General features: G+C 66.1%; 17 protein-coding genes. 10 read left to right on the top strand and 7 right to left on the bottom strand.

Translation table 11 applies throughout. The annotated features are described in order from the left end of the window. Window positions 1-101: 101 nt before the first annotated feature. Together V0Z78_RS00325 and V0Z78_RS00320 are read right to left on the bottom strand one after the other, a co-directional pair. Complete coding sequence (locus tag V0Z78_RS00325) at window positions 102-1,265, bottom strand: minichromosome maintenance protein MCM (protein WP_336342625.1); 1,164 nt, start codon at window positions 1,263-1,265, stop codon at window positions 102-104. An 88-nt stretch (window positions 1,266-1,353) separates the two neighbouring features. Next, window positions 1,354-3,456 (bottom strand): minichromosome maintenance protein MCM, encoded by a 2,103-nt coding sequence (locus V0Z78_RS00320; protein ID WP_336342624.1) that lies wholly within the window; start codon window positions 3,454-3,456, stop codon window positions 1,354-1,356. Window positions 3,457-3,781: 325 nt separating this feature from the next. Between V0Z78_RS00320 and thsB the strand changes: the two genes are divergently transcribed. Further along, complete coding sequence (gene thsB, locus V0Z78_RS00315) at window positions 3,782-5,446, top strand: thermosome subunit beta (RefSeq protein WP_409338655.1); 1,665 nt, start codon at window positions 3,782-3,784, stop codon at window positions 5,444-5,446. Window positions 5,447-5,653: 207 nt separating this feature from the next. On the opposite strand, the gene V0Z78_RS00310 is transcribed toward thsB, so the two are convergent. Continuing rightward, window positions 5,654-6,304, bottom strand: coding sequence for a helix-turn-helix domain-containing protein (locus tag V0Z78_RS00310; RefSeq protein ID WP_336342623.1), 651 nt, complete (start codon window positions 6,302-6,304; stop codon window positions 5,654-5,656). Between the two features lie 205 nt (window positions 6,305-6,509). Here V0Z78_RS00310 and V0Z78_RS00305 point away from each other — a divergent pair, with 205 nt between their 5' ends. From V0Z78_RS00305 to V0Z78_RS00290, 4 genes are all read left to right on the top strand, one after another. Next, window positions 6,510-6,857, top strand: coding sequence for a hypothetical protein (locus V0Z78_RS00305; RefSeq protein WP_336342622.1), 348 nt, complete (start codon window positions 6,510-6,512; stop codon window positions 6,855-6,857). A gap of 109 nt (window positions 6,858-6,966) precedes the next feature. Continuing rightward, entirely contained in the window at window positions 6,967-7,395 is a 429-nt protein-coding gene (locus V0Z78_RS00300; protein ID WP_336342621.1) for a Rieske (2Fe-2S) protein, read from the top strand. Window positions 7,396-7,499: 104 nt separating this feature from the next. Then, entirely contained in the window at window positions 7,500-7,664 is a 165-nt protein-coding gene (locus V0Z78_RS00295) for a hypothetical protein (protein ID WP_336342620.1), read from the top strand. A gap of 73 nt (window positions 7,665-7,737) precedes the next feature. Then, complete coding sequence (locus tag V0Z78_RS00290; protein ID WP_336345148.1) at window positions 7,738-8,727, top strand: ornithine cyclodeaminase family protein; 990 nt, start codon at window positions 7,738-7,740, stop codon at window positions 8,725-8,727. On the opposite strand, the gene V0Z78_RS00285 is transcribed toward V0Z78_RS00290, so the two are convergent. Together V0Z78_RS00285 and leuS are read right to left on the bottom strand one after the other, a co-directional pair. Continuing rightward, window positions 8,720-8,932, bottom strand: coding sequence for a DUF7535 family protein (locus V0Z78_RS00285; RefSeq protein ID WP_336342619.1), 213 nt, complete (start codon window positions 8,930-8,932; stop codon window positions 8,720-8,722). The two genes, V0Z78_RS00290 and V0Z78_RS00285, sit on opposite strands and share 8 nt — an antisense overlap. A gap of 44 nt (window positions 8,933-8,976) precedes the next feature. Continuing rightward, window positions 8,977-11,814: a leucine--tRNA ligase gene (gene leuS, locus V0Z78_RS00280; protein ID WP_336342618.1), complete on the bottom strand. Its 2,838-nt coding sequence runs from the start codon at window positions 11,812-11,814 to the stop codon at window positions 8,977-8,979. Window positions 11,815-12,040: 226 nt separating this feature from the next. On the opposite strand from leuS, the gene V0Z78_RS00275 reads away from it, so the two are divergent. The 5 genes from V0Z78_RS00275 to V0Z78_RS00255 are packed head-to-tail and all read left to right on the top strand — an operon-like array spanning window position 12,041 to window position 16,062. Beyond that, complete coding sequence (locus V0Z78_RS00275) at window positions 12,041-13,192, top strand: ABC transporter substrate-binding protein (protein ID WP_336342617.1); 1,152 nt, start codon at window positions 12,041-12,043, stop codon at window positions 13,190-13,192. After that, the gene (locus V0Z78_RS00270; RefSeq protein WP_336342616.1) at window positions 13,189-14,022 is read left to right on the top strand and encodes an ABC transporter permease; all 834 of its coding nucleotides are present in this window, start codon (window positions 13,189-13,191) and stop codon (window positions 14,020-14,022) included. Before V0Z78_RS00275 ends, V0Z78_RS00270 begins: the two co-directional genes overlap by 4 nt. 23 nt (window positions 14,023-14,045) lie before the next feature. Next, window positions 14,046-14,900: an ABC transporter ATP-binding protein gene (locus tag V0Z78_RS00265; RefSeq protein WP_336342615.1), complete on the top strand. Its 855-nt coding sequence runs from the start codon at window positions 14,046-14,048 to the stop codon at window positions 14,898-14,900. After that, entirely contained in the window at window positions 14,900-15,655 is a 756-nt protein-coding gene (locus tag V0Z78_RS00260; protein ID WP_336342614.1) for an ABC transporter permease, read from the top strand. The genes V0Z78_RS00265 and V0Z78_RS00260 overlap by 1 nt, the downstream gene beginning before the upstream one ends. Next, window positions 15,652-16,062 carry a hypothetical protein gene (locus tag V0Z78_RS00255; protein WP_336342613.1) on the top strand — a complete coding sequence of 137 codons (411 nt, stop codon included), beginning with the start codon at window positions 15,652-15,654 and terminating at the stop codon, window positions 16,060-16,062. Before V0Z78_RS00260 ends, V0Z78_RS00255 begins: the two co-directional genes overlap by 4 nt. Window positions 16,063-16,073: 11 nt before the next feature. Here the strand turns inward: V0Z78_RS00255 and treF are convergent, their stop codons facing one another. Both treF and V0Z78_RS00245 read right to left on the bottom strand, forming a co-directional pair. Beyond that, window positions 16,074-17,570, bottom strand: a complete 1,497-nt coding sequence (treF, locus tag V0Z78_RS00250) for an alpha,alpha-trehalase TreF (protein ID WP_336342612.1) — start codon at window positions 17,568-17,570, stop codon at window positions 16,074-16,076. Between the two features lie 99 nt (window positions 17,571-17,669). Continuing rightward, window positions 17,670-18,521: a prephenate dehydratase gene (locus tag V0Z78_RS00245; protein WP_336342611.1), complete on the bottom strand. Its 852-nt coding sequence runs from the start codon at window positions 18,519-18,521 to the stop codon at window positions 17,670-17,672. Window positions 18,522-18,576: the final 55 nt, after the last annotated feature.

Below are 18,576 nucleotides of genomic sequence, written 5' to 3'. Positions count from 1 at the left end.
GGCCCCCAGCGGCGCCAGTTCGCCTGGCTGCGGACGTAACATCGGCGAACCCAGTGTCGCGGTCGGGATTCGGGAGGTAGCGATGGGGTCTCTCGACAGGTTTAGACCAGCCGGAGGTAATCTTCGATGGGTGAATAGGCATCGCCCTTATTCTTGAGCTTCTGGATTTCGTTTTCGGCCTTATTCCGCTCCAGGCCAGATTCCTCCGCCCGTTGATAGACCTTCTCTTCCGGAACACCGGGCTCGCCATCGTACTCTTCTTGAAGCTCGCGGATGATCTGTTTGATCCCCTTCACGCGGTCGCGCTGGGTCTTCGAGCGTCCCGTCTCGATCACGTCGACGTCGTACTCTTCTTCCTCAGGGACGGTGAGGATCCCGAGATCTTCGAATGCTTCCTCGATAAGTGAGGTAGCATACTCGATATGGTGTGGCTCGACCGTCTCGGAGCGCTCCAATCGCGCCGCTGCATCCACGAACCGCCGGAACGAGTGAAACTGGAGTTTCACAGGGGGCCGGTCATCATCCAGACGCTCCTGTAGCGAGACGAGGCGGGTGGTAAGTTCTTCCCGTACGTCCTCTGAAAAGGCTGGTGTGATCGAACGCACCCCGGAGAGATACTGCGTCGCCGCGTCGCGCGTCAACGGGTCGACGCCGTAGTTCACCCGCCCACTCTCATGGCTGGCCACGACGAGATCAAACTTCGAGAGCAGTTCGCCGGTGATCGGTAACTGGTCGGACAACGGCTCGTACTTGTCCCAATCGCCGTATCTGGGCGTATCCGTCAGCAGGTAGCTCGCATGATTCTCGAGGCGCTTGTGGACGTTGGATTTGGTGATGGTGTGCGTGCCCGATTCGAGCAGACCACTGAGTGCCCGTCTCGTCCGTTCGCCAAGGTCGCCTGCCCGATGGATGAAGTATCGGTCGTACTGGTCATCAAGGAGGATTCCCGGCTCAACTGATTGGCCGGATGCGTTCGCGATCAGCCCGCCATAGCTCGCCCCGGTTGCGTTGATCGTCGTACTCCCTGGCGAAATTGCGGTGAGTGTCTCAAGCAGTCCGGATTGGTTTGCCTCTGAGCCGACGAATAGGGCCATGTTGATCTCTCCCCGGATGTGGCGTTCGCCGTGAGTATATATACACCCGCCAGTCAACTGTAGCGCGAGTAATCGTTGAGCGTTCTCTGAGATGCCGTATTCGTTGAGAAGGACGAGAAGACGGCGGTGGTCGTCCTGTGTGTCGGCAGCATTGGACTCGTTCGAGGTCATGGCTCTGGTATATCTCTGATGCGCTTAAATTCTAACTATTTAAATATATCGTATAGAACGAAAGAAAACCGCGCCAACGGATCAGGTTTCAGACCACGCGCAGATGATCCGACCCTGGTGAGTAGATGTCGCCCCTGTTCTTGAGCTTCTGGATCTCGTGTTCGGCCTTGTCCTGTTCTATACCCGCCTCCTCTGCGCGCTCCATGACCTTCTCCTCGGGCGCACCGCGTTCGTCGTCGTACTCCTCCTGGAGCTCGCGGATGATCTGTTTGATCCCCTTCACCCGATCTCGCTGGGTCTTCGAGCGTCCCGTCTCGATCACGTCGACGTCGTACTCGCCCGTCTCGGGGTCGATACCGATGTCCTGCAGACAGGAACGCACGATCTCGATCACCCGTTCGGCGTCCTCGCTGTCGACGGTGTCCGAGAGTCGAACCCGCGCGCTCGCCTCCGCTAGTCGCACGAGCGCCTCGAGCTTTCGGGCCGTCACGGGAACGGGCGCGTCCTCGTCGGCCCCCTTCGAGCGGAGGTCGACGTAGAACTCCTGGATCTCCTCGCGGGCACCGTCGGTCATCCGGGGATAACAGGTCTGCTGGGCGTACGCGATGTACTTGCGCAGCAGTTCGGCGTCGATGTCGGGGGCGACCTGCTCGGTGACCGCGTCGACCTCCTCGCGGGTGACGTCCGGCGAGCTCAGGTTCGTCCGCTGGGTGTTGAGCTCGCCCGCGTAGTTGGTCTGGAGGATGTGCTGAGCGAGCTTGCGGTCCTCGTCGGGGTCGGGCTTGTCGGTGACCGTGAAGATCAGGTCGAACCGCGAAATGAGTGCGGGCTCGAGGTCGATCTGCTCGCCAATCGGTTCGTACTGGTCGAATCTTCCATATTTTGGGTTCGCCGCGCCGAGCAGCGAACACCGCGACTTGAGCGTAGCGTTGATTCCCGCCTTCGAGATCGAGATCGACTGCTGTTCGAGCGCCTCGTGCATCGCCGAACGGTCCTCGGGACGCATCTTGTCGAGCTCGTCGACCGCGGCGATCCCCTGGTCGGCGAGCACGAGCGCGCCCGCCTCGAGCGTCCACTGCTGGCCGTCGCCGAAGTCGTCGCGGACCGCGGCGGCCGTGAGCCCGGCCGAGGAGGAGCCCTTCCCGGAGGTGTAGACCGATCGGGGCGCGATGTTGCGGATGTACTGGAGCAGCTGTGACTTCCCGGTCCCGGGATCCCCGATCAACAGCATGTGGAGGTCGCCGCGGGTACGCGAGCCGTCGGGGAGGTGTTTCGTCACCCCGGAGAAGAGCTGGAGCGTCATCGCGAGCTTCGCCTGGCGGTGACCGTAGATCGAGGGCGCGAGGCTGTCGATCATCCGCTCGTAGATGCCGGGATCGTTCGAGAGCTCGATGATCGCTCGCTTGTCCTCGTCGGTGATGTCCATGTCCTCGAACTGCTCCTCCTCGATCTCGACCGAGACGCCCTCCATGTAGATGTCGAACATGGTGGATTTCTCGCGGTCGGAGCCCTGCTGTTCGAGGTGGAGCACGCCCGTGACGCGGGCGTGATCGCCCGGCGTGACCTCACCGGTGATGTCGTCCTCGATGTGGACGTCGAGGCTCTGTGGGGTCTCGCCGCCGCGCAGCCCCTCCGGGCTCTCCTGGATGCGGAGCTTCTGGGCGTCGACGAACTCCGACTGGTCGAAGTTGATCCTGAAGGGACCCTGGCGCTCACAGCCCTGGCACTGATGCGGTTCCTGGAAGTCGCCCCCGCCCTGGGGGATCCGCGTGAGGGTGCCACAGCGCTGGCACTCGAAGGCCGCCTGTTCGATCTTGGGGCGGACGTCGGTCGCCTTCCGGACGATCCCCCGGACCTCCACCAGCGTGTTGACGTGCTTCGAGCGGATCTCACGGATCTCCGTCGAGTCGGGGAGGTTCCGGACCCGGACGTGGGCCTGACCGAGACTGACGTCGACGGGGAGGTCGTAGAGACGGAGGGCCTCCTCGGCGTAGGGCTGCATCTGCTCGGGCTGGTTGCGGTAGTCGTCGGCGACGTCGGGGTCGAACCGATTCAGGTCGGTCCAGTCGAGAAAGAGCGAGCGCTGTTCGTTGGGATAGTGCTGTGCCAGCTCGCCGATCTCGTTCTGATAGTACGTGCGGTAGAACTCCTCGAAACGGCCGACGAGCTCCTGGTTCTCCGCGCTGGCCATACTATCCCCTGTAGTCGATCTTCGGGTATGAACCTTCGGACTACGCCGAGCGACCGAGACCGTTCCGTCGATGGGGGCGGGTTCCGCTCATCCGGGTCCGCTCGAAACGACGGTGCCGTCGGTACCGGCCGCACTTCTGCTATTCTACTTAAAGCCTGACGATCGTTCCGCGTTCGCCCCGAAGGACATTGCTACCGTCTCGCATGGACACGGACTGACGCACCGGGAAACCGGCGTCTCGGCGGATCGTCTCGTGACGTCGCAGTCGAAACGCCCGCCGGAAGCAGTGGTTTTATATAGAACCACAAACAACGACTCGGTGACTATGAGCCAGCGAATGCAACAGGGACAGCCCATGATCATCATGGGAGACGACGCCCAGCGCGTACAGGACCGAAACGCGCAGGACTACAACATCTCGGCGGCGCGTGCGGTCGCCGAGGCGGTCCGTTCGACGCTCGGACCCAAGGGAATGGACAAGATGCTCGTCGACTCGACGGGCGGCGTTACCATCACCAACGACGGGGTGACCATCCTGAAGGAGATGGACATCGACAACCCCACCGCGGAGATGATCATCGAGGTCGCCGAGACCCAGGAGAACGAGGCGGGTGACGGCACCACCACCGCCGTCGCCATCGCCGGCGAGCTCCTGAAGAACGCCGAGGACCTCCTCGAGCAGGAGATCCACCCGACCGCGATCATCAAGGGCTTCCACATGGCGAGCGAGCAGGCCCGACAGGAGGTCGACAACGTCGCGGAGAACGTCGACCCCAACGACGAGGAGCTCCTGAAGAAGGTGGCAGAGACCTCGATGACCGGCAAGGGCGCGGAGCTCAACAAGGAGCACCTCGCCCAGCTGATCGTCGACGCCGTGAGCCAGGTCACCGTCGAGACCGACGAGGGCGACAACGTCGTCGACCTCGAGTACCTCGAGATCGAGACCCAGACCGGCCGCTCGGCGGGCGAGAGCGAGCTGCTCGAGGGTGCAGTCATCGACAAGGACCCCGTCCACGACGACATGCCCACGTCCGTCGAGGACGCGAAGGTGCTGCTGGTCAACGAGCCGATCGAGGTCGAGGAGGCCAACGCCGACACGAACGTCAGCATCGACAGCCCCGACCAGCTCCAGCAGTTCCTCGACCAGGAGGAGAAACAGCTCAAACAGAAGGTCGAGCAGATCAAGGAGACCGGCGCCGACGTCGTCTTCTGTCAGAAGGGCATCGACGACCTCGCCCAGCACTACCTCGCGAAGGAGGGGATCCTCGCGGTCCGGCGCGCGAAGAAGTCCGACCTGGAGTTCCTCACTGAGGTGCTCGGCGCCTCGATCGTCAGCGACCTCGACAGCGCGACCGACGCCGACCTCGGCTACGGCGACGTCGTCCGTGACGACGCCGACGAGCTGTTCTACGTCACCGGCGAGGACGCCCACGGCGTCACGCTCCTGCTGCGTGGCTCGACCGAGCACGTCGTCGACGAGCTCGAACGCGGCATCAACGACGCCCTCGAAGTCGTCGCCCAGACCGTCTCCGACGGGCGCGTGCTCGCCGGCGGCGGCGCGATCGAGGTCGAGATCGCCTCGCGGCTTCGCGACTACGCCGACTCCGTCTCCGGTCGCGAGCAGCTCGCGGTCGAGGCGTTCGCCGACGCGCTCGAACTCGTCCCTCGCGTGCTCGCGGAGAACGCCGGTCTCGACAGCATCGACACGCTGGTCGACCTCCGCTCGGCCCACGAGTCTGGCGACCAGCGCGCCGGCCTGAACGTCTTCAGTGGCGACATCGTCGACACCTTCGACGCCGGCGTCGTCGAGCCCGCCCACGCGAAGGAGCAGGCGCTATCGAGCGCGACGGAGGCCGCGAACCTCGTGCTGAAGATCGACGACATCATCTCCGCCGGCGACCTCTCGACCGACAAGGAGGACGACCAGGGCGGCGCCCCCGGCGGCATGGGTGGCATGGGCGGCATGGGCGGCATGGGCGGCGCGATGTGAGATAGGCAGTAGCCAGATCTCACAGGCCGCCGTTGCCCCTCGTCCAGATCGTCGTATCGGTGCGTGAACGATCCCGTTTCTTTCGACGCCGAACGCGGAGCTCCGTGTTCTCGTGAACGGCGCGAACTACCGAACTCAACCCGTACTGGGCCATTACCGTGGTAGATCGCCTTCGCGTCATCTGATCCGCATCCTCGTTCGGGCTCCTCACGCCTCGGATTCGGAGAGCAACGTCGCAGAAACGAGGTTGGTGATCCCCCGACGCAGACGCTCCATCACCGCCTGACTGGAGACGTCGAAGTGATCCGCCAGGTCGCTCGTCCGACACCGACGCGGGACGTCGTAGTATCCCGCTCGGACGGCGTACACTACCGTCTCGCGCTGACGATCGGTCATGCCGAAGGTGGCGTCCGCCCTGGGCACGGTGGCGGTGTAGATCTTCACGACGGTGAACTCGATCCCGTCGTCCTCGCAGTAACGTTTGAACCGCGAGAGGTTCGCGTGCGCGGAGAACCGGACGTTGAACTCCCAGCCCTCGTGGTCGCCGGTGACGGTGAGGATCTGCCCCTCACACCGTCTGATTCCGTTGAACAGGTCGCCTTGGTTCACATCCCAGTCGAGCGCGACGAGCGCGCGGTCCTCGAGCACCTCTACGGCCGTCACGTCGGCCGAGGTCCGCTCGCCGACGGCGACGAGGGCGGCGTCGACGTCGGACGCTACCACCCAGAGGTACGGCCGTGATCGCTCGCCTCGATCGACGAGCGTCTCGAGTTCGACCGTGACCCCCTCCGGGATCGACAGTACGCGCCCGAGGGCGAACGCGTCGGCCGGAACGCGTACCTTGAGAATGACGACCATGGTATGCGTTACTACGCTGTCGGTGGGCAAAACGCGTTCTCTGGGTAGGACGGTTCGCGACCGTAACGTTCGTCGCCCTTCGCCGTCGTTGCGCTTCGGACGGTGACGAACGGACCACCGTCGGGGACGCCCGTAGAGGGCTCAGCGAGCGGTCCCTCCCATATCAAGTGCTACGGCTATGCTTCTGGCCGGCGTTACCCCACGTATGGCAATCATACACGGACAGACTCCGGCACAGACGATCGAACGCTCCCCTCGACAAATCGTCTACCCGGCCAAGGAAGCGGCGGTCATGGTGGGTTCCACCCCGGTGGCGCGCTACGCCTCCTGGGCGGACCATCGCAGCGCGATCCGGCGCTCGGCCGACGACGCTCGATCAGCCGCGCTGGCGCGTCGAGTTCCCCGCCAGGTCGTCGTCCCGACCAGGCAGGCTGCGGCCCTGGTGGGCGGCACCCCGGCAGTGCGCTACACCTCGTGGACGGACCACCGCAGCGCCATCAGGTCCTCGGCCGACGACGCCCGAGTCGCCGCGCTGGCGCGCCGAGCGTCGTAGCGACGCGAACCCATGACCGCGGGACGACCACCCCTCGAAGGAGCGAGACGCCCCCCCCCCACCAACGGCGGACCGGGTGGTCCGTCGACCGGATTCCCATGACTGACCTATGACACTGACGCTCGGCGACGCATCCGAAATTCCCAGAAACGGCCGACGGTTCTACACGGTGAACGGCGAGAGCATCGCGGTGCTCGACGTCGACGGGAAACTGTACGCGATACGAAACACCTGTCCGCACATGGGCGGGCCGGTGGGCGAGGGGAAGGTGTTCGGAAAGCCCTCGGCGAGCCAGCACGTCGCCTCCCGTTTCGCGAGTTTCACGCCCGACGACGGCACACTCCGGAGGCCGCGAGCGGACGAGGCGGCCGCACCCGCCATCAGTTGCCCGCTGCACGGGTGGGAGTTCGACCTCGCCGACGGCACGCCCCGCTTCCCCGCGAAACGAGGCTTGAAGACGTACCCGGTCTGGATCGAAGACGGACTCGTCAAACTCGATCCGGGGACCGAGGAGGAACCCCCGCTGGCGATGGCGTAGTCCGGATCGATCCCTTCACGTCGCCACGACGACGGACCGTTCTTCCCCGTCACGGTCGTCGATACCGGGCGTTGGTTTATCTCTCCCGGATGCGTAGTTCGCTCATGCAAAGCGAGCAGGAGATCCGCGATCGGCTAGTCGACCTTCGGGACCACGACGAGGAGTACGACGAATTCGAGGAGGGCGGCGAGGCCGTCGAGGCGGAGGAACGGGGCTACATCGAGGCGCTCGAGTGGGTGCTCGAGGAGGCCGACCGGGGTCCGGGATAGCGGGCCGATCGACGGCGCATCGACGGATCGGGGCTACAGGAGGAACTAAGTGGTGCTCGCGATAGTTGCCGGCATGAAGACGCTGCTTTTGAACGGCGACGACGTCGCGGAGAACGCGCCCCTCGCGGAGCTCGTCCCCGCCATCGAGGAGGCGTTCGCGGCCTACGAGCGCGGCGACGCCCAGATGCCCCCCAAGTCCTACATCGACCTGCCGCAGTACAACGGCGACTTCCGCTCGATGCCGGCCTACATGGACGCGGGCGACTGGGACGCCGCCGGCATCAAGTGGGTGAACGTCCACCCCGACAACCCGACCGATCACGACCTGCCCACCGTGCTGGGGACGATGGTCTACTCCGACCCCGAGACCGCGGTCCCGCTCGCGATCCTCGACGGCACCGAACTCACGATGCAGCGCACCGGCGCGGCGGCCGCCGTGGCGACCGACCACCTCGCCCGTCAGGACGCGAAGAGCCTGGGCATCGTCGGCGCGGGCGCACAGGCGTACACCCAGCTTGAGGCGATCGCCGAGGTCCGGCCCATCGAGCGCGTCGTGATCAGCGACCTCGACGAGGAGCGCGTCGAGCGGTTCGTCTCGCGGTTCGAGGATCGGTTCGACGTTTCCGGAGGGTCGATCGAGGAGGCCGCGAGCTGTGACGTGCTCTCGACGGTCACGCCGGTCGAGGACCCGATCGTCCCCCGGGAGGCGATCGGCGAGCACACCCACGTCAACGCCATGGGCGCCGACGCAGAGGGGAAACACGAGCTCGCCGACGACATCCTGCTCGACGCCAAACTGGTGATCGACGACCACGCCCAGACCACCCACTCGGGCGAGATCAACGTTCCATACGCCGAGGGAACGCTGATCGACGACGACATCCACGCCGCGATCGGCGAGATCGTCGTCGGCGACCGTCCCGGCCGAACGTCGGAGGACGGCCTCACCGTCTTCGACTCGACGGGGCTCGCGATCCAGGACGTCGCGGCCGCGCACGTCGTCTACGGCCACGCCGACGAGAACGACAACGGCTACCCGTTCGATCTGCTCGGACTCAGCTAGCCCGGCGGCGTTGGATCGCGCCGAAGACCTTCGTCAGCAGCCAGACGATGAGAACGAACGGCAACAGCGGCACCAGCAGGATCAACAGCAGCAGGAAGTAGGTGATGCCGATGACGTTCATCTCCTGGTCGGGCCGACCCTTGAAGCCCGGCGTCACCGTTCGCACCACCTGCTTGATCGTGGACTCGTCGTCCGATTCGCTCATGGTCGGGATACGACGTCCCGGGGGATAACGATTACCGATCTCTCTCACTCGATGTGGACGGCCGGCCGCAGCGGGACGGCGTTCCCGGCCCGATCGACGGCGTCGTCGGCCTCCTCCTCGGCGTAGACCCGTACGTCGGCGTCGAACTCCCGCTCGAAGAAGCCGGCAGCCTCCTCGTAGACCTCCTGCTCGTCGACCTCCTGGAGGCGTTCGAGCTCCTCGTCGGAGCGCCCGCGGACGACGCCGACGAGCTCGCCGACGAGGTCGTTGACCGCGTCGCCGCGCTCGCGCAGCTGTTCGTCCTGCATCACCTCGCCCATCACCTGTCCGACGTCGGGGCCGGTCTCGACCACCTGCTCGAACACGTCGCGTTTCCAGTCGGCGGCGACGTAGATCCGGATCGTCTCCGGGTCCTCGCCGGTGACGTCGACGATGTCGGCGACGTCGCCCGTCAGCGACTCGATCAGGCGCTCCTCGACCTCGATCGACCGATCCTCGAACTCGGGGTCGACCGCCGGCCACGGGGCGTCCTCCGCCGGCTCGCCGGAGAGCTCCTCGTGGAGCTCGTTCGCCAGGAAGGGGACGATCGGCGCGAGCAGACGGAGGCGCGTCTCGAGCACCCGTCGAAGCGTCCAGCGCGCGCCCGGCCGATCGAGTTCGGCACGACGCCGGTACCACTTCAGGTGTTCCTCGAACCCGTAGAACGCCGTCTGGCTCGCGCTTCGGGTCTCGAAGCGCTCCATCGCCTCGGTGGTCTCGCGGATCGTCCCCTGGAGTTTCGAGAGCAGCCAGCGGTCGATCCCCTCGAGTTCGCGTTCGCCCTCGCCGGACTCGATGACGTCCCCTGCGCGGTTCCAGAACCGATCGAGCTGGTTGCGGGTGGACTCGACCTGGTCGGCGCGCCAGTCGTAGTCCTGCCACGGCTCGGCCGAGTTGAGCAGGAAGAAACGCACCGTGTCGGCGCCGTAGCGCTCGATCGCCTCGCCCGGCAGCACGACGTGGCCCTTCGAGGAGGACATCTTCCGGCCCTCGAGCAGCCCCATCCCCATCGAGGTGATCCCCTGGGGCCAGTTCGCCTCGTCGAACAGCTCCGCGTGGTGGAAGAGGTAGAACGTGAGGTGGTTGGAGATGAGGTCGTTCGCCGAACACCGGTAGTCGACGGGGTACCAGTGGTCCCACTCTGTGCGGAGCTCTATGGCTCGTTCGTCGGGCTCGTCGACCGCGTCGGCGCCGTAGAACAGCGTATCGAAGAACGCCCGGTCGAGCTCCTCCGGCGGGATCTCGTCGAGCCGGTGGGCGATCGTGTAGTATGCCATGTAGATCGTCGAGTCCGATAAGGGTTCGATGACGAACTCGTCGTCCCACGGCAGTCGGGTTCCCAGCCCGTAGTTCCGGATGCAGGGCCACTCGTTGAGCCAGTCGATCGTGTGGTCGAACTGGCCGCGGGTGTTCTCCGGAATCGCGTCCATCCCGGCGACCGCGCGGTGAGCCTTCTCCTTCCAGTCGGCGTCGTCGTACCGGAGGAACCAGGTGTCCTGGTAGGCCACCTCGACCTCGCCGCCACAGCGACAGACGACCTCCTCGGTGAAGTCGTACATCCCGGCGAACGCCCCCGAGTCGGCGTGGTGGTCGCGGTAGCGATCGCGGACGTCCTCGATCACCTCGCCGGCGAACTCGCCGTACGCGTCGAGCAGCCGTCCCGCGTGGAACTCCCGGTTGTAGAGCTGCTGGGTCGCCTCCTTCAGTCGGGGGTCGTCGCTCGCCTCGATCCCGTGTTCCTCGACCGCGTCGCGCGCCGGAATCTCGCCGTAGCCCTCGACCTCTAGAATGGGAACCGGCTCGATCGCCTCGACTTCTTCCGAGCTGATCCCGTACGCCTGCAGCCGTTCGGGGTCGGCCTTCGCCTCCCGCAGCGCCAGGTAGTCGTCGGGGCTGTGGGCCGGCACCGACATCACGACGCCGGTGGCGTTGTCGCTGTCGACGAACCCGGCGGGGAGGACGGGAACCTCCTCGTCGGTGATCGGGTTTCTCACCCGCTCGCCGACCAGCCGTTCGCCCGACACCTCCTCACGGACCTCGATCGCGTGGTCCTGCAGGCGGAGCTTCTCGATCGCCTCCCGGGAGACGAACCACTCCTCGCCGTCGACGTCGGCGATCGCGTAGGTCGCCTCGGGGTCGACGAAGGCGTTCGTCACTCCTCGAACGGTCTCGGGACGCAGCGTCGCCATCGGCACCGTTCGACCGTCCCAGGCGAACCTGACGAGGGTGTACTCCTGGAACTCCGCGTCCTCGCCCTCCAGCAGGTCGTGGGCCGTCACGGGCTGGTCCTCGTTCGTACAGTAGTTCACCGGGTGGAGCCCCTTCTCCAGCAGCCCTCGCTCGTGGAGCGTCTCGTACTGCCAGGTGACGAACCGCTGGTAGCGCTCGTCGTTCGTGGTGAACTCGCGGCGCCAGTCGATCGACAGTCCCAGCCGCTTCATCCCCCGTTTGTAGTGGTTCTCGATGAAGTAGCGTGCGAACCCCATCGGCGTCTCCAGGTCGGCGAGCTCGTCCTCGGGGACGTTGTAGGTGTCCCGGAGCACCGAGAGCTGCTTCTCCTCGCCCTTCTTCAGGCGCTCGACGGCGCCGATGATCGGCGTGCCGGTGACGTGCCAGGCGATCGGAAACAGCACCTCGTCGCCCCGCTGTCGGCGATATCGAGCGTAGACGTCGGGGACGGTGTAGGTGCGCGCGTGCCCGATGTGCATCCCGCCGCTCGGGTACGGGTAGGGAACGGTGACGAACGTGGTCTCGTCGTCGCCCTCGGGATCGGCCTCGTATCGTCCCTGCTCCGCCCACCGCTCGCGCCACCGCTCCTCGAGCGCCTGCGGATCGTAGTCCATGGCGGTTCTTCAGTCGGGGGGCCTGAAAAGCACATCCATACCCGACAGCGGCCGAGGTTGCACCGTCCGCGTCGGTCGTTCTCCCGATGTCGATCATTGATATGGCGTTGCAACTGCAAGCCCATCCCTTGTACCCTTCCAACGCTTACCCTAGGATATATCATCGATATGAGCAAATGGGGAAATAATCAAACGTGAACACGAAAATCAACGGATTCGTTAACTAATGGACGGATCCGACGGGACACGCGGAACAGGCGGACGGAACGGGGGTACGGGGATCAGCAGACGGAGCCTTCTCGGTGCTTCGGGAGCGCTCGGAGCGAGCGCGCTCGCCGGCTGTACCGGCAGCGAGTACTTCGGCGGGGCGGCGGCGGGGTTCGACGAGCAGTCGCTCATCGTCGGCTACCAGCCCTTCTACACCGAGTCGTGGTCGGCGCTGGTGATCCGCCACGCCGGGCTCGCGGAGAAGTACCTGCCCGAGGAGTACTCGGTAGCGGCCTGGGAGGTCGCCCTTCAGGGGGCGGTGATCGGCAACAAGATGATCTCCGAACAGAACGACATCGGCTACACCGGCGACATGCCGACGATCACCGCGATCGCGAACGAGGAGACGGCGATCGACATGGTGGCCGTCGCCGGCTTCTCGGAGGGTCAGCAGTGCAACCTCTGTTTCGTCCCTCGTGACTCCGACATCGAGGAGGCCGCGGAGCTCGACGGACACGAGATCGGCGTCACGACGGGGACCTGCACCCACCGATTCCTCCTCGAGGCCATCCAGAACGAGGGCATCGACGTCGACCTCTCGGATCAGGGCATGGAGACGGTCGTGACGAACATCCGGGAGGGAAGTCTCGCCGCAGGTGCCGGCTGGGAGCCCGCCCCCTCGCGGTCGGTCATTCAGGAGGGCGCCGCCGAGTACCTCTTCACCGGAGCGGAGTACGACGCGAACGACGCCGCCGGTCTCCTCATGCTGGACTCGATGGTCGAGGACCACCCCGAGGCCGCCAAGGGATGGCTGAAGGCCGAACTCGAGGCTAAACACATCATGGCGACCGATCCCGAGCGGACGGTCGACCTGATCCAACAGGAGGGCCAGCTGCGCGATTACGAGCGCGAGACGCTCCACGCGGTCCTCTACGAGAACATCGACGCCAACCCCGAGATCGAACGGATGCTGTTCTACACCGACTTCGAGGCCGTCGACGAGGTCGAACGGTTGATGAAGCAGGAGGCACCGGAGTTCCTCTACGAGAACCAGGGGGTCATCTCGGGGATCCCGCCCGAGGAGCGTTACCGAACCGAGCCCCTGCGGGCGGCGATCGACGAGCTCGAGGACGAGGTCGACTGGGAGCCCCTCAGGGAGGCCGAACGATGAGCACGAGCACGATCGAACGGGTCCAGCGACGGTTCGACGACGGCGCCGTGCCGTTGCCCTCCAGACGGGTCCTCCAGGGGACGTCGATACTCCTGTTCTTCGTCCTCTGGTCCGTCGCCGTCCGCGTCGGCTTCCTCGGGTTCGACAAGTTCGTCGGCCCCGAGGTGGCGCTCGCGGCGCTGTTCGAGGCGCTCGGCGGCGCGCCGATGACCGAGAGCGGGGAGACGATCTACGAACACGCCGCGTTCTCGGCGCTTCGGGTCGTCGTCGCGATCACCCTCGCGATGGCGATCGCCATCCCGCTGGGGCTGACGATCGGAACGAGCCGGCCCTGGGAGGACGCCCTGTTCCCGGCGCTCGAGGTCTTTCGACCGGTGCCGCCGGTCGCCTGGGTACCGATCGCCCTGCTGCTGATGCCGACGTTCCGAAGCGGCGTGATCTTCGTCGTGTTCGTCGGGGCGTTCTTCCCGATCCTGATCAACACGATCGAGGGCGTCAAGGGCGTCGAGGAGGAATACGTCCAGGCGGCATCGAGCCTGGGCGCCGAGTCCCGACAGATCTTCCGCCACGTGATCATCCCGGCGACGATGCCCTCGATCATCACTGGCGTCTCGCTAGGTGTCGGCCTGGCGTGGATCACCGTCGTCGCCGCCGAGATGATCGCCGGCGGCGTCGGCATCGGCTACATCATCTTCCAGGCCTACCGGCTGCTCGACACCCCGACCGTCGCCGTCGGCATGATCGCGATCGGCGTCCTCGGCTACGTCTCGGCGTCGCTGGTCCACCGGATCGGACACCGTCTCACCCGCTGGCAGGACGTCTCGGGCTGACGACCAAACCACCCACCCTACTCATGAGCAAACCAGACTCTCTCACGAACGAAGCGACGACGAACGAAGCGACGACGGACGAATCGACGGCCGGAAAGACCGGCGAGATAGACATCAACGACCTCACGAAGATCTACGACCCCGAGGGCGAGCACGTCCTCGCCGTCGACGACATGGACCTCCACATCGAGGCCGAGGAGTTCGTCGCGCTGCTCGGCCCCTCCGGCTGCGGGAAGAGCACCGTCATGGACTGCATTGCCGGCTATCTCGAGCCGACCGAGGGCGACGTGATCGTCGACGGAGAACGGGTCACCGGTCCCGATCCCAAGCGCGGCGTCGTCTTCCAGGAGAACCGCCTGTTCCCCTGGAAGACGATACAGGAGAACGTCGAGTTCGGCCCACAGATGCGCGACGGCGTCGAGGAGGGTCGCGCCCAGAGCATCCTCGGCGAGATGGGACTCGAGGGGTTCGAGGACGCCTACCCCTCGGGGCTCTCCGGCGGGATGCAACAGCGCGCCGAGCTCGCCCGACTGCTCGCGAACGACCCGGACATCATGCTGATGGACGAGCCGTTCAGCGCGCTCGACGCGCTGACCAAGGAGATCATGCAGGAGAAGCTGATCGAGGTGTGGGAACGCGACAACCGGACGGTGCTGTTCATCACCCACGACGTCGAGGAGGCGATCTTCCTCGCGGACCGCGTCGTCATCATGACCGCCCGTCCCGGCGGGGTCAAGGACGTCATCGACGTCGACATCGAACGGCCGCGTAGCTCCGAGGTCCTCACCACGGACCGGTTCACCGAGCTGCGCGAACGCGCGCTCTCGGTCATCCGGGAGGAGGCCCAGCGCGCGCTCGAACAGGAGGAAGGCGCCTGATGGAGTCGCGCCGGCGCCTCGTTCGAATCGGCTCGATCCTCGCGGTACCGCTGCTGTGGCTCCTCGTGAGCCGGCTCGGCATCGCTCCCGGACTGCCGACTCCGGTGGAGGTCGCGACCGCGCTGGTCGCCGAACTCTACCGCGAGGACTTCTGGATCTCGACGGTCCAGAGCACGATCCGCGTGCTGGGTTCGTTCGTGATCGCGGCGGCGGTCGGCATCCCGCTGGGACTGTTGATCGGCCGGTACACCGTCTTCGCCGACCTGACGTTTCCCGCCCTCGAGATGCTGCGGCCGATCCCGCCGATCGCGTGGATCCCCTTCACGATCCTCGTCCTCCCGGCAGCGGAGCTCTCGATCATGTTCATCACCTTCCTCGGCGCGTTCTTCCCCATCCTGCTCAACACGATCCAGGGCGCACGCGGCGTCGAGGTCGAGTACTCGCGGGCCGCCCAGTCGCTCGGTGCGACCTCGTTCCAGACGTTCCGTCACGTCATCTACCCGAGCGCGCTGCCGGCGATCCACGCCGGCATGATCGTCGGCATGGGGCTCGCGTGGGTCAACCTGATCGCCGCAGAGATGGTCGCCGGTGGCACCGGCCTCGGATTCCTCACCTGGTCGGCCTACACGAGCGGCTCCTACCCGGCCATCATCGTCGGGATCATCGTCATCGGCCTGCTCGGCGCCGCCTCCTCGACGCTGGTTCGCTGGTTCGCGAACTGGCAGATCGGGTGGCAGGAGGTCGAGGCCGCGTGAGCTACGCCCGGGATCGATCGCTTCCGCACCCCCCGACGAGAGCGCTCGCGCCGCTGGCATCGATCACGGGATTCCTCGTCGGCACCGCGCTGTTGCTCTGGGCGACTCCCGTCGGCGGTCCGACGTTCGAACCCGCGTTGTTCCCCAGCCGTATTCCGCTCGAGGTCGCCGGAGCCGACCCGTTCGTCGCCGTCGCCTCGATCGGTATCGGCCAGAGCCGGCTCTACGTGACGGGGGTCTCCGCCCTGTTGCTTCTCTCCGGAGCGATCGCCGCGCTCGTCGGTTCGCGCGGCGGCGCGCTCCTCGGTGCCGGACTCGGCGCCGGGGCCGCCGGAACCCTGGTACGGGTCTCGGGCTGTCACTGCGGTGCCGGTTCGACCTCCTACCTTCTAGAACTCGCCGTCTGAGCGCCGCGCGGTCAGTAGAACTGCTGGGGGAGCGCGAGCGCGATGCCGTTGGTCCAGCCGAAGCCGAACTGGAGCGGGTACTCGCCGCCGCTGCCCACGCCCCCGCCGGTGACGTCGTACTTCTCGAGCATTCGCCCCGTCTCGTCGAACACGTCGCGGTTGAGGTCGAGCCACCGGCCCGCGATCTCGCGAGCGAGCTCCTCGTGGCCGTAGCGCTGGAGCCCGACGACCGCCATCCAGTGGAGCGGCGCCCAGCCGTTGGGTGCGTCCCACTGCTCGCCCGACTCGGTGAGCGTGGTCACCAGGCCGCCGGACCGGAGAAAACGCTTCTCGAGGGTCTCGGCGACGCGCGCCGCCTGCTCGTCGCTCGCCGCCCCGCTGAAGAGGGGGACCACCGCAGCGAGCGTCCAGGAGTCCGTTGGCTCCCCGCGTTCTCGCGAGTGGTCGAAGTAGAACTCCCGTTTCTCGTCCCAACAGTAGCGATCGATCGACGCCCGGCGGGCCGTTGCGGCGTCGCGGTACCCCTCCGCGGCCTCGGCGTCGCCGACGTAATCGTGCCATCGTGCGAGCGACCGTTCGGTGCCGTACAGCAGCGCGTTGAGGTCGATCGGGATCCGGTCGGTCGTCCGGATCGTCTCGATCCCCTCGCCGTCGAACCACCGGCTGCTGAAGTCCCAGCCCGACTCGCAGGCCGCACGGACGTCGCGGTAGACCGCCGAGGGATCGCGATCGATCCGGCCCGCGAGTTCGACGTCCTCGCGGTAGGACTCCGCGCGCGGCTGGGCCTGGTCGTCCCAGTAGCGGTTGAGCACGGCCTCGTCCTCGTCGAGACGGACGGTTCGACGATGGGCCTCGCCGGGTCCGATCTCGTCCGCGCCGTCCATCCAGAACCCGTACTCGCGATCGAGGTGCGGGAGGTACTCCTGGGCGACGTCGGGGCCACGTTCGGCGGCCAACAGGTCGAGTATGCGGTTGAACACCGGCGGATTCGATCGAGTCGTGTAGTAGACGCGCGCGCCGTTGGGGACGAACCCGTACCGGTCGATCAGCGAGGCGAAGTTCTCGACGACGTCCTCGATGACGTCGACTCGCCCGTCCACGGCGAGCCCCTCCGCGACGAAGTAGCTGTCCCAGTAGTAGCTCTCGCGGAATCGCCCGCCGGGGATGACGCTCCGGTTGGGGAGGGGGATGGCGGTCTCGCCCTGTCGCTGATCGACGGGGTCGCGAATCAGGTGGGGCCAGAGCCCGTCGATGTACCACTCCATCGACTCCGTCGGGGGATTCGCCGCCGTCACCGGGTCCTCCGGCACGGTGAAGTGGTCGTGGACGAACCGTTCGAGATCGACGTTCTCGACTTCCTGTTCGTCCTCGAACCTGGACTGGATCGTTTCCGGCTCCTCCGCGGGAACGCAGTCGACGAACGTCTTCGAGTCCGAGAACACGCCGTTCTCCTGGGCCGTCTCGAAGAGCCGTCCGATGAGTTGGGGGTACGCGGAGGGAGAAGGCATGTTCAACGATAGGTGCCGGAGACACTTTGTCCTTGTCGACATCGAGCCGGCACGCGGCGATCGAGCGCCGCGTCTCCGCGAGCGACGTGACGGGGTCGATCAGTAGAGGACATGTTCGGTGTCGTAGGAGCCGAGCCAACGAACCCAGCCCTTCTCGGCGATCGACTCCACCCGATCGAGCGCCCGCTCGGTACGCTGCTCGTACATGCCCGCCTCGATGTCGATGTGGAAGAGGTAGTCGCCGAGGCGGTCGCCGCTCGGGCGGGACTCGACCCGCGAGAGGTTGATGTTCTCCTCGGCGAACGCCTCGAGCAGCTCGAGCAGTAGTCCAGGATAGTTCATGTTGGGATAGACCACGATCGTCGACTTCCCGCCCGCCGCCGAGCGCTCCGCGACGGGGGCGACCACCAGAAAGCGCGTCGCGTTCGAGCTCCGGTCCTGGATGTCCTCGGCGAGCACGCGAAGCTCGTCGCCCGCGTCGTCGGACTCCGTCCGACTGCCTGTAGGACGTGGTCCTGCAGCGTTCTCGGGGTGTCCGATCGCCGCGATCTGTGGGTTCTCGCGGGCGCGCTCGACCCCGCGGGCGGTGCTGGCGACGGCCTCGTGGGTGGCGTCGGGGTGTTCGCTCTCGAGGTACTTCCGACACTGCGCGAGCGCCTGCGAGTGGCTCGCGACCGTCGAGAAGTCGGTTCCCTGTGCGAGCAGCGCGTGTCTGATCGGCGTGACGATCTCCTTCACCACCGCGACGTCGTACTCCGAGAGCGAGTCGAGGCTCTCGGTGACGCTGCCCTCGATGCTGTTCTCGATCGGGATCACCCCCCGGTCGTACTCGCCGACGGCGATCGCCTCGACGATCGCCGTGACCGACTCGCGAAACTCCACCTCCTCGGCGACCGCGTTCGCCGCCCGGTGTGAGTACGTCCCCGCCGGGCCCAGCGTGACTGCCCTCATCGCCCGCCGGTTTCGCAGACAGCGTCAAAAGCCCTCGGGTCCGTCGACGGCCTGC

The organism is Halalkalicoccus sp. CG83 (assembly GCF_037081715.1).
GTDB lineage: Archaea > Halobacteriota > Halobacteria > Halobacteriales > Halalkalicoccaceae > Halalkalicoccus > Halalkalicoccus ordinarius.
Note: the sequence above shows the minus strand (reverse complement) of the source record. Positions and strands in the feature narration are given on the sequence as shown.